Source organism: Phyllobacterium sp. 22552, assembly GCF_052044585.1.
GTDB lineage: Bacteria > Pseudomonadota > Alphaproteobacteria > Rhizobiales > Rhizobiaceae > Phyllobacterium > Phyllobacterium ifriqiyense.
On the sequence record NZ_JBQENG010000006.1, the window covers coordinates 264,180 to 275,900 of the forward strand.

Annotated in this window: 10 protein-coding genes; 5 read left to right on the top strand and 5 right to left on the bottom strand. The window is 53.2% G+C overall.

The window, feature by feature from the left end; genetic code table 11:
- The first annotated feature begins 35 nt into the window (after positions 1-35).
- Positions 36-986, top strand: a complete 951-nt coding sequence (locus ACTJI9_RS15955) for a carbohydrate kinase family protein (protein WP_440809246.1) — start codon at positions 36-38, stop codon at positions 984-986.
- Positions 987-996: 10 nt separating this feature from the next.
- Positions 997-1,920 carry a pseudouridine-5'-phosphate glycosidase gene (locus ACTJI9_RS15960; protein WP_440809249.1) on the top strand — a complete coding sequence of 308 codons (924 nt, stop codon included), beginning with the start codon at positions 997-999 and terminating at the stop codon, positions 1,918-1,920.
- On the opposite strand, the gene ACTJI9_RS15965 is transcribed toward ACTJI9_RS15960, so the two are convergent.
- Complete coding sequence (locus tag ACTJI9_RS15965) at positions 1,910-2,572, bottom strand: OmpA family protein (RefSeq protein WP_307285291.1); 663 nt, start codon at positions 2,570-2,572, stop codon at positions 1,910-1,912. The genes ACTJI9_RS15960 and ACTJI9_RS15965 overlap by 11 nt on opposite strands.
- Before the next feature lie 187 nt (positions 2,573-2,759).
- On the opposite strand from ACTJI9_RS15965, the gene ACTJI9_RS15970 reads away from it, so the two are divergent.
- The gene (locus ACTJI9_RS15970; RefSeq protein ID WP_440809252.1) at positions 2,760-3,473 is read left to right on the top strand and encodes an SDR family oxidoreductase; all 714 of its coding nucleotides are present in this window, start codon (positions 2,760-2,762) and stop codon (positions 3,471-3,473) included.
- On the opposite strand, the gene ACTJI9_RS15975 is transcribed toward ACTJI9_RS15970, so the two are convergent.
- Positions 3,470-4,165, bottom strand: a complete 696-nt coding sequence (locus tag ACTJI9_RS15975) for an ArsR/SmtB family transcription factor (protein WP_440809254.1) — start codon at positions 4,163-4,165, stop codon at positions 3,470-3,472. The genes ACTJI9_RS15970 and ACTJI9_RS15975 overlap by 4 nt on opposite strands.
- A 192-nt stretch (positions 4,166-4,357) precedes the next feature.
- Between ACTJI9_RS15975 and ACTJI9_RS15980 the strand changes: the two genes are divergently transcribed.
- Together ACTJI9_RS15980 and ACTJI9_RS15985 are read left to right on the top strand one after the other, a co-directional pair.
- The gene (locus ACTJI9_RS15980; RefSeq protein ID WP_307285298.1) at positions 4,358-4,687 is read left to right on the top strand and encodes an NIPSNAP family protein; all 330 of its coding nucleotides are present in this window, start codon (positions 4,358-4,360) and stop codon (positions 4,685-4,687) included.
- Positions 4,684-5,031 carry an antibiotic biosynthesis monooxygenase family protein gene (locus ACTJI9_RS15985; RefSeq protein WP_336440043.1) on the top strand — a complete coding sequence of 116 codons (348 nt, stop codon included), beginning with the start codon at positions 4,684-4,686 and terminating at the stop codon, positions 5,029-5,031. Before ACTJI9_RS15980 ends, ACTJI9_RS15985 begins: the two co-directional genes overlap by 4 nt.
- Positions 5,032-5,426: 395 nt before the next feature.
- Here ACTJI9_RS15985 and ACTJI9_RS15990 read toward each other — a convergent pair whose 3' ends face one another.
- Genes ACTJI9_RS15990 through ACTJI9_RS16000 form a run of 3 tightly spaced genes read right to left on the bottom strand, consistent with a single transcriptional unit; the run spans position 5,427 to position 11,576 of the window.
- A complete protein-coding gene (locus tag ACTJI9_RS15990) occupies positions 5,427-7,871 on the bottom strand; it encodes a GcvT family protein (protein ID WP_307285302.1) in 2,445 nt (814 codons plus the stop codon).
- Positions 7,868-10,315, bottom strand: a complete 2,448-nt coding sequence (locus ACTJI9_RS15995; RefSeq protein WP_440809259.1) for a GcvT family protein — start codon at positions 10,313-10,315, stop codon at positions 7,868-7,870. Before ACTJI9_RS15995 ends, ACTJI9_RS15990 begins: the two co-directional genes overlap by 4 nt.
- A gap of 28 nt (positions 10,316-10,343) precedes the next feature.
- Positions 10,344-11,576, bottom strand: a complete 1,233-nt coding sequence (locus ACTJI9_RS16000; protein WP_115052971.1) for an aromatic ring-hydroxylating oxygenase subunit alpha — start codon at positions 11,574-11,576, stop codon at positions 10,344-10,346.
- Positions 11,577-11,721 lie beyond the last annotated feature (145 nt).

Genomic DNA, 11,721 nt, shown 5'->3' on the forward strand with positions numbered 1-11,721 from the left:
GCAACCTTCAGTTTTATCCAGGCAAGTTTTCAACCATGGCCACATATATTAAACCGCTGCTCTTTGCTGTCGGCGGTGCTCATCTCGACCGGCGGGGCCAAAGCACAGTACCTTTTGTTCCTGGAGCCTCCAATCCCGGAATTATGCGCGAAGAAGCCGGCGGCGGTGTTTTCAACGCCCTCAGGCTAGCGGTGCAGCGCGGCATTTCAGCTGATATTCTTTCGGTACGGGGTGCGGATCCTGCCGGAGATGCGGTGGCATTGGCAATGGAATTGGCAGGCATAAAGGACAGTTCTGTCGTGTTTATGGATCGGCCCACGCCAAGCTATACGGCTATCCTCGATGAAAACGGCGACGTGGTTGCTGCGATCGCCGATATGGCGCTTTACGAACTTGCGCTGCCAAAGCAATTGCGCCGGCGCAAGGTGCGCGATGCCATCTCATCCGCCAATGCGATATTCTGCGATGCCAACCTGCCGCCGGAAGGGTTAAAGCGCCTTGCCGAGCTGTCCGGCAGTCTGCCAATCTTCGCCTTGGCGATTTCCCCTGCAAAGTCTATCCGCTTGCGCCCTGTCTTTCCCGAGCTTGCTTGCCTTTTCATGAACCGGCGCGAGGCTTTGGCCCTTTCGGACCTGGAGCAAGATGCCTCACTTACTCAAATTCATGCCGCTTTACGCGATCAGGGGCTTCGTAGCGCAATTATAACCAATGGAGGTAACGCCGCGCTCGCCTTTAACAGCGATGACGTCTTTACGATCCAGCCGCCGGAGGTTCCCGGTATTGCAGATGTAACGGGCGCCGGTGATGCAGTAGCAGGAGGCACCATTGCTGCACTCATGCGCGGCGAGCCATTTGAGCAGGCGTGCCGCGAAGGAATGGCCGCATCCTTGCTGACGCTACAGGTCCACTCAGCCAGCCCCAAATTTTCACAACACGAATTCGACCAAGCGCTTGCGTGCATCCCCGCCGCAAATCCGCTCGCATAAGGAAGCGATAATGACAATGAACCTAAACCAATACACGGACATCTCCAGTGATGTGCAAAACGCTCTCGCGGAAGGAAAGCCTGTAGTTGCCCTTGAAAGCACAATCATTACACATGGTATGCCCTATCCAGACAATAGCCGCATGGCAGCCGATGTCGAGGCCATCATCACGCAGGAAGGTGCTGTTCCCGCTACAATCGCTATCGTCGATGGGAGATTGAAAATTGGTCTTTCCATTGAAGAGCGCGAAGCACTTGCGCAAGTGAAGGGAGCGATGAAACTCTCCCGAGCCGATTTGGCATTTGCGCTGTCCGAAGGCCGCACCGGGGGAACAACCGTTGCAGCTACAATGCTCGCCGCTCATCTTGCTGGTATCAAGGTTTTTGCCACCGGGGGTATCGGCGGTGTCCACAAGGGTGCAGAAACCAGCTTTGACATATCTGCGGATCTGGAAGAGCTTGGCCGCACGCCCGTTATCGTCGTGTCGGCAGGCGCGAAGGCAATTCTGGACATTGAGAAAACGCTCGAAGTGCTTGAAACAAAAGGCGTGCCGGTAGTCGTCTATGGTTCAGATACAATGCCGGCATTCTGGTCGCGGCAATCTCCGCTCAAAGCGCCTCTGCGCCTTGATACTGCCGAAAACATTGCTGATTTTCAAAAAGCACGTGAAGCCATTGGCGTTGTCGGAGGCATGTTGATTGCCAATCCCATTCCGCAGGCAAGCGAAATTCCTGCAGAAATCATGGCCGGCTACATAAGCGAAGCACTTTCCCGCGCAACAAGAAATGGCATTACCGGTAAAGCCGTAACGCCATTCCTGTTGTCGGAAATACTGACGATAACCAAGGGTGAGAGCCTTGTGGCAAACATCGCGCTTGTAGAGAATAATGCTCGCCTCGCCGCAAAAATCGCGGTGGCGCTCTCTACTCGGTAAGCGGCGAAATCTGAATCTCGACGCGGCGGTTTTGCGCGCGGCCGGACTCGCTGGCATTGCTGGCGACCGGCTCTGTCGGGCCATAGCCACGAACGTCGAAGCGGCGATTGTCGATGCCCTGCTGCGTCAGATAATTGGCAACAGAAAGCGCGCGACGCTCCGAGAGCAACTGATTGTGTTCCATACTGCCAGTTGAGTCCGTGTGACCCGCAACGTCGACAATGGTCCGGTCAAACTTGCGCAAGACAACGGCGACCGACGCCAATGTTGAGAAAAACTCGGGTTTTACCTGGTCGCGATCAATATTGAAGGTGATGGCGGACGGCATATTTAGAATGATGCGATCGCCATTCCGGGTAACGGATACGCCGGTACCTTGCAGCTGCGCGCGCAACTCCGATTCCTGTCGATCCATGTAATTGCCGATAGCACCTCCACCGAGAGCACCAAGACCAGCACCGATCAGCACGGCATTGCGCTGCGCCCGTCCACTGCCACCAACTGCCAGACCGGCAAGAGCACCAGCCGCCGTACCAATCAAAGCACCGCCCGCGGTGTTCGACATTTTCTGCTCGCCCGTATAGGGGTCAGTCGTTGTACAGCCTGCCAGAAACGTCGCCGCAAGACAGGCGATGGCAAATTTCTTAATCATGGAATCAGTCCCCGTTGAATATGGCAGCGAATATACAATTGATTTAGGCGAAAAAACGCCAACGAATTCCCTTGGCCTGTCCTGTCAATCGTTCAATATATTTGAGCGAAGTATGGCCTGAAATTCATTTGCTTCAATGGCATTGATCGAACATGCTCTGCCAGTTCAATAAATCAAGGCAGATACGATGACCGATAAAACACAAGCTCCCGTCGCAATCATAACTGGCGGAGGGCGCGGCATGGGCGCCGCCATAGCTCGGGAATTGCACGATCGCGGCTACAGGCTTGGCTTGATGTCGCCATCGGGCAGCGCTGTTGAACTGGCTGCCGAGCTTGGGGGCATCAGTATCAAGGGTTCGGCTGGCGAGGCGAGCGATCTGGAGCAACTCGTGAATAAAACCGTCGAGGCCTATGGACGTGTGGATGCGGTCGTCAACCACACCGGCCATCCGCCGAAGGGCGATTTGATCGACATAACCGATGAAAAGTGGGCCGCTGGCAATGATCTGATGGTTCTGAGCGTTGTTCGCATGGCGCGGCTTGTAACGCCTTATATGCTCAAGCAAGGCAAAGGTGCCTGGGTGAATATTACCACCTTTGCAGCATTTGAGCCAAGCTTGGTATTCCCTGTGTCCTGCGCGTATCGGGCTGCTGTCGGCGCATATACCAAGCTTTATGCTGATCGTTATGGCGCAAATAACATCCGTATGAATGCGCTTTTACCCGGTTTTATCGATAGTTTGGATCACAAGCCAGGCACCGGAGACAATGTGCCGATGAAACGGGTCGGCACAATGAATGAAATCGCAAAGACCGCAGCTTTCCTGCTTTCAGACGATGCAGGTTATATCACCGGCCAAAACATTCGCGTCGATGGCGGTATCACAAGGCATGTCTAGGCGAGGTTAACGCCAAAGGTCGCGCGTAGCTGTCGCTGCCCATTGGGGGTTATCGAGACAGCACGCGTGCCTTCTATGCGCTTGATCCAACCTTGATCGAAACAGTGGCTGCATAAAGCGGCACCAATAGCGCCTGCGAGATGGGGCCTGCGCTCGCTCCAATCCAGGCATGGCCGGCAAAGAATACGGCTGCTCTTTGCCGTAATCGTTTCAACATTTATTCCCGCGCTTTCAAACAGCTTGATTCCGCTCAATGTCACCTCGCCTGCATCGATTCCAAGATCAATATGACCGGCATCGATCAACGTATCTGCAATGGACACGCCAAGATGTCCCGCCAGGTGGTCGTAGCAAGTGCGCCCTGCCCGCAATGCTGCATCACGAGGCCCGGTTCTGACCGACTTGCCGCATGCGGCAGGTGCGGCCAGTCGCATGATGCTTTCAATCATCTGCGCCACTGCCGGGGAAGCAAGGCGATGATAGCGGTGACGGCCCTGTTTTTCGACCTGTAACAGGCCCGCTTCCGTCATGCGCATCAAATGACTGCTTGCAGTCTGCGCTGTAATCCCGGCCAACTGCGCTAATTCAGATGCGGTCAACGCACGCCCGTCCATAAGGCCGGTAAGCATGCTGGCGCGCCCCGGATCTCCGGCAAGGGCTGCTATTTCTGCAAATCGTGCATTGTTGGGCATGGTGCGGTTCCGTGTTGTCACTTGTGAGAGATTGAGCGAAGCAAGGCCATGTTGCTTCGGAAATGGTCGAACTATCAAGACGCATCGCAAAGTCTCCTGACAGGTTCAAAAGGCTGCAACACTTCGATCATCCTCGAAGCATCAATAGTTCTGCTCACTCATAGTGAAGACAGTCACAAAGGAGCAACGAAAATGCCTATCACCTGTTTCATCCAATATGAGATAGACCCGTTTCAGAAAGATGCATTTGAGGAATATGCCCGCAATTGGAATGAAGCGATTCCTCGCTGCGGAGCCGACCTGATCGGCTATTACGCACCACATGAAGGGTCATCTACGCTGGCCTATGGGGTATATAATATTGAAAATCTCGCCGCATATGAAGAATATCGTTCCCGGCTTATGGCCGATCCGGTTGGGCGTGCAAATTATGAATTCGCAAGGGAAAAACGCTTTATTCGCCGCGAGGATCGAACCTTTCTGCGTCTTGTGACCGGTACGAATGGAGGATTAGTCAAATGATAGCGGTGATTTTCGAAGTCGAGCCAGCAGAGGGACGCGGCAAAGATTATTTTGAGCGGGCCGCAAATCTGCGGCCAATACTCGAAACAATGGATGGATTTATTTCCGTGGAAAGGTTTCGCAGCCTATCGGATGAAAACCGCTATTTGTCACTGTCATTCTGGCGCGACGAGGAATCAGTTGCGGCTTGGCGCAACACCGAAGAACATCGAATGGCCCAAAGTGATGGCAGAGCCGGAATCTTTGCTGATTATCGGCTGAGGATCGCGTCCGTTATGCGCGACTATGGATTGCGTGCCCGTGATGAGGCTCCGCCTGATGCGAGAGTATATCATCACGCCTGAACGCTGGATCCGTGATTGCGTTGTGCGCAAGCGGGTCCAGGACCACGCATATAATGGCGCTCTGGCCGATAGCTTGGAACAACAAATTCACGGACGATACGAAGCGTATCGCGCAGCTGGAAAATCATCGTCATTGTCGTGTGCCTTGGTTCATGCTCATGCTCACCGGACAAAGCCGGATAGCGATCAATTAGCTAAAACTTAACTTAAAAAGATGAACGGCTCCTGAACGCATTTGGTTAAAATCATCTGAATTCATGAAAAATTAGCTTTAACCAGTAAGGCAAACTGCAGCGCAACGGGCTGAATTATGCCCGTTTTGCTGGATTTTCAGGCAAGTAACAAACGTCTTCGGTTAAGCTTTTCCAAACGCGAAACTGCCCCTATTCGTTAATTTACATTCGCACCCGTTCTGCCTTCGGATCATAGATCGGCTTCAACGAAGCCTCCGCCTTGACGCGCGTTCCGGCAATTTCGATTTCATAGGAGGAAGCCAATATTTGATCGGCAGTCTCACCCTTTGCGGGGACGTAGCCGAGGCCGACTGCTCCACCAAGATGATGCCCATAATTGCCCGATGTAATCGTCCCGACTATCGCGCCGTCGCGTATGATTGCCTCATTGTGAAACAGCAATGGTTCCGGATCGCTGAGGCGAAACTGCACAAGCCGCCGGTCAAGGCCGACCTCTTTCTTGTTCAACACAGCATCACGACCGATGAAGCCTCCCTTGTCGACCTTCACCGCAAAACCCAATCCTGCTTCCAAAATGTGATCTTCATCGGTGATGTCGTGGCCGAAATGCCTGAAGGCTTTCTCGATACGGCAAGAATCAAGCGTATGCAGCCCACAGAGCTTTAAACCGAGTTCTCGCCCTGCCTCTTCGATCTGCTCGAAAACATGCGCTGTCTGATCGGTCGAGACATATAGCTCCCAGCCAAGTTCACCGACATAAGTTACGCGGTGCGCGCGGGCCAGCCCCATGCCAATCTCGATTTCCCGCGCCGTACCGAATGGATTGGCTTCATTGGAGAAATCATTGGGGCTGACTTTCTGGATCAGCTCGCGTGATTTTGGCCCCATGAGGCAAAGCACCGATTCTGCGGCGGTTGCGTCTGTGATGACAACAAACTCGTCCTTGAGATGTTTGCGCATCCATGCCAGATCGCGTTGCAAAGTAGCCCCTGGCACGACGGCCAGAAATGACGTCTCGGAAAGCCGCGTGACTGTCAGGTCGCTTTCAATCCCTCCGCGATTATTGAGCATTTGCGTGTAGACGATGCGACCGGCTTCCACATCAAGCTGGTTGGCACAAAGCTTTTGCAGAAATGCAAGCGCATCGCGGCCCTCGATGCGGATTTTACCGAATGACGTCATATCGAACAGACCGACGCCGTTGCGTACGGCCAAATGTTCATCGCGCTGGTTATCAAACCAGTTTTGCCGCTTCCACGAATAGCGATACTCGCGCTCCTGCCCTTCTTTGGCAAACCAGTTCGCCCGTTCCCAACCCGCTACCTCGCCGAAAACCGCGCCTCGCGCCTTGAGATGCTCATGGATTGGAGAGCGACGAATATTGCGCGATGTTGCCATCTGGCGATATGGAAAATGATCGGCGTAGAGCAGCCCAAGCGTTTCAGAAACGCGCTCTTTTAGATAGCGCCTGTTCTTTTGAAATGGTTGGGCCCGGCGAATATCCACTTCCCACAGATCGAATGGCGCTTCGCCATCATGTATCCATTGTGCGAGCGCCATCCCTGCGCCGCCGGATGATACGATTCCGATCGAGTTGTAACCGGCTGCAACCCAATAACCGCCCAATTCCGGCGCTTCACCAAGATAATACCGATCATCAGGCGTGAAGCTTTCTGGGCCGTTGAAAAACGTATGAATACCAGCGGTGCCGAGCATCGGCATTCGGTTGACACCCATTTCGAGGATGGGTTCAAAATGCTCAAAGTCTTCCGGCAACTGGTCAAAGCAGAAATCTTCAGAAATGCCGTTCATGCCCCATGGCTTGGCAACGGGCTCGAACGCGCCAAGCATCATCTTGCCGGCATCTTCTTTGTAATAGGCGCATTCGTCCGGGACTCGAAGTACAGGCAACCGCCCCAATCCCTCAATTGGCTCGGACACCAGATAGAAATGCTCGCAAGCATGCAATGGCACAGTGACGCCGGAACTGGCAGCCAGATCACGCGCCCACATTCCCGCGCAATTGATCACAACATCCGTCTCGATTGTTCCCTGTTCCTCGCCCTTGGCCCAGGACACACCCGCAACCCGGCCATTCTTTTTAAGAACTTCGGTGACCTTCACGTTCTCAACGATCTTCGCGCCGCGCTGACGGGCACCTTTCGCCAACGCCATCGCGATATTGCCCGGATCACATTGTCCATCCAGCGGCAGATGCACTGCGCCCACCACATCCGCAATGTTAAGATGCGGATACATCTCTTTGACTTCATTAGGAGATATTTCCCGAACATCTACGTCAAAAGCCCGCGCCAATGAAGCTTGCCTATATATTTCGTGCTTGCGCTCTTCGGTCAATGCGACTGTAATTGATCCTACCTGTCGCATACCGGTGGCAACTTCCGTTTCAGCCTCGAGCTTGACGTAGAGGTCGGCGGAATATTTCGCCAGACGCGTCATGTTTTGCGAAGCACGAAGCTGCCCGATCAACCCGGCAGCATGCCATGTCGTGCCGGAAGTCAGCTGTTTGCGTTCGAGAAGGACGATATCCGTCCACCCCAGCTTTGCCAGATGATATGCAACAGAACAGCCGGAAATACCGCCGCCGATGATAACGGCCCGGGCCTTAGCCGGTAGAGAACTCATGCGCGGATTCTTTCGTTCTTTGGGTCCCAGAGAGGTTCGTCCGGATGGACCATTGCTTTGTATCGTTCGCCAAAGATTTCCACTTCGACTTCAGTGCCAGGTTCAGTCAATTCAGTTTTCAACATGCCGAGGGCAATGGATTTATCAATGCGATGCCCCCAACCACCGGACGTGGTTTCACCCACGATTGATCCATTATGCCAGAGCGTGGACATATAGGGCGCGTCACAATCTCCGGCTTCCACCGTGAGTGTAACAAAGCGTTTCTTCACTCCCTGCTGCTTTTCACTTTCAAGCGCGCTCTTGCCGAGAAATTCTGGCTTCTCCCATTTGATAAAGCGCTCAAGACCACTTTGCAGGGGCGTATAGTCGGTCGAAAGATCACCCTTCCAAGCGCGATAACCTTTTTCCAGGCGCAATGAATCAAGTGCAAACATGCCGAATGGCTTGATCCCGTATTTCTGGCCGGCTTCCCAAACCGCGTCGAAAATCGCCGCAGTATCATCAATTTTCGTATGAATTTCCCAGCCAAGTTCACCGGCAAAAGACACGCGTACTAATTGGCAATAGCGCCCGGCGATCTGTGTCGTCTGATGCGACAGCCAGGATTTCTCAAGGTCCGCATCGCAAATATCACTGAACAATGCGCGTGCTTTTGGTCCCGTGACGATTTGGCATGAAAAATCATCTGTAACATTGCTGATCGTAATGGCGCTATCTTTTGGAAGATGATTCATCAACCAATCGCGGTCATGCCACTCTGCAACACCCGCAGTAATGAGAAAGAATACATCCTCATCAATGGCCATGATGGACATTTCGGTGACAACGTGGCCCTTGTCATCCGAGAAATATCCGAGTCCAATACGGCCCGGCTTTGGCACAATCCCTGTGACGAGTGTCGTCAACCAGGCGCGCGCACCCTCACCGCTCACTTTAAAACGCGAGAATCCCGGCAGATCGAGAATGCCGACCGCATCGCGAACCGCGTGGCATTCTTCGCGGATGCGCTTTTGCCATGGCCCTTCCCGCGTAAAAGTCTGTGTCGCCTCTTCGGAAATATCGTCGCTGGGTTGCGCATACCAGTTTGCCCGTTCCCAACCATTATATGCGCCGAACTGCGCGCCCAATCCTGCAATACGATCATGGATTGGCGAAAGCTTTTTATTGCGCCCTGCTGGCCAAGTATGACGGGGGAAATGAATGGCATATTCGTGCCCGTAGACTTCCATGCCCTTGGCAACGCAGTAGTCCTTATCCGTAAAGCCGGTAAAGCGGCGTGGATCGCAGGACCACATATCCCACTCGGTCGCGCCCTCCATCACCCATTCTGCGAGCACTTTTCCTGCTCCTCCGGCCTGTGCAATGCCGAATGTAAATACACATGCCTCAAACGCATTGGGAACACCGGGCATAGGTCCGATCAGCGGATTGCCGTCTGGAGCATAGGGAATGGGACCATTGATGATTTTCGAAAGCCCCGCTGTTCCAAGGATCGGAACCCGGGCGATCGCATCGTTGAGATACCACTCCAATCGCTCAAGATCATCCGGGAAAAGCTGGAAAGAGAAATCGTCCGGCATTGGATCGTCTGCTGTTGCCCAATGCGCACGGCAATTGCGCTCATAAGGCCCAAGATTCATGCCGTTCTTTTCTTGTCGAAGGTAATAAGAGGAATCGACATCGCGGAGAAGCGGTAGCTTTTGGCCGTGCTCCCTAGACCATGCTGCAATTTCCGGAATTTCATCAAAGAGCAAATATTGATGGCTCATCACCATCATCGGGACATCGCGCCCGAACAATTTTCCAATTTCTTGCGCGCGATAGCCAGCTGCATTGACTACATATTCGCAGCGAATTTCGCCTTGCGGGGTTGTAATGATCCACTCTTCATTTTCGCGCCGCGCGCCTGTAGCGGGACAGAACCGAATAATCTTGGCGCCCAAATCACGCGCGCCTTTTGCCAAAGCCTGCGTGAGCTGTGCCGGGTCAATATCTCCATCATTGGGATCATAAAGCGCACCGGCCAGCTCATGCGTCGCAATGAATGGATAGCGGCCATTGATTTCGTCAACGCCCAGCACATCAATATCCATTCCTTGATATCGGCCCATGCTCTTGACGCGCTGAAACTCGCGCATGCGTTCCTTGGTATGAGCAAGGCGCAACGAACCGGTGACATGATAATTCATTGGGTAGTCAACTTCGGCAGCGAGCCCCCGATAAAGCTCGGCTGAATAACGCTGCATATTCATTACGGACCACGAAGCCGAAAATGTGGGTACGTTGCCCGCCGCATGCCAAGTGGAACCTGATGTCAGCTCGTTTTTCTCAAGCAGCACACAATCCGTCCAGCCTGCTTTTGCGAGGTGATAAAGCGAAGAAACACCGACCGCCCCGCCGCCTATGATGACGACGCGCGCCGATGTTGGAAAATCAGACATACATAGTCTCCCGCATTATCATGCTGTTTCAAGCCCGTGCGATTTCATCGAGGTACCACTGGATGTACCGCAACTCGTTATATTCCATTGGTGCGATTGGCCCCGGCACAAAGTAATGCGAACGAACACCCCGCGAGGTATGCTCGATAATCGTCTTGTCTTCGGCGGTGGTTACTTTCCACAACCAGGTAAGCTTTTCGAGATCGTAATCCTTGCCTTCTTCGGCATCGCCTCGCACCAGCCAGATCAACTCCATTTCACACGTATCGACTGTTTTCGGAATGAAGCGATAGATCATGCCATGGTCTGGATAGCAGACCAGAAAGCTCGTGCCTCCAAGGTGGATGGATGTTACCCCGCCATCAAATTGGGTGAAGCGGCCCATTAGCGGACCAACTGGCGATCCATCCTCGCTGCCGCTCGAAACGCCGTCATAAAGCGCATAGCGGAAAGTGTGGATTGCCTCATATCCCTGCGCTGAACTTTGCCAATGATCTCCCGTAGCAATATCTATACCGAGTGCGCAGGTGCGCTGCTCCATACGCGCATTAAGCTCTACGATTTTCTCTGCGGGCTGCTCCAGCGCATGGGTTTGCGAATATTCCGGATGAGCCGGACCGCAATGATAGCATTCGACGTAATTTTCAACGGCCAGCTTCCAGTTGGCATCAACTGGATAGGTCTCCCGATGTGCTACTTTGGCATCCGCCCAGCCATATTGCCCACAAGTCGTGCGCAGTGACTGCTCTACAACTGAAAAATCTAGAGGTTCGTCGGCAAAGCAGATGAAAATCAAACCTTCAGCAACACGCACATGCAGTTTTTTCAATCCATGAGCGTTGCGGTCAAAATCTCTCGGCATAAGCCGTGCAGCTCGTAGGCTGCCATCATTGGTATAGGTCCAGGCATGATAGGGGCAGACGAAAAAGCGCGCATTGCCCTTGGATTTTGTGCAAACCTCTGCGCCTCTATGGCGGCAGACATTCAGAAATGCGTGGATGGAACCGTCTTCCGTGCGCGAAACAATGACAGCTTCCGTATCAATCTTGAACAGCTCAAAATCACCGGCATTCGGGATAATGCTGGCATGCCCGATACAATGCCAATGGCGGCGGAACACACGTTCCATATCCCGCGCATAGATATCCGGGTCCATGTAGAAGGCCCGAACGAGACCATGACCCGCTCTATGTTCCGCGATTAGCCGATCAATCTTCTCCAGAGGCGGCGCAATTTCTGCAAATGCCTGTTCTGCACCCATTTTATTCTCCGAAAGCATTGTTCCCGGACGCTTGTTTTCTCAAAGTGCGCGTCTCAGTTTAGAATGATTCCGCATTGCGCAGCATTCAAGCGATGGTTACTCATAAAGACATGAATTATTCTCACCCGTCTCAATGTGAAAGTTT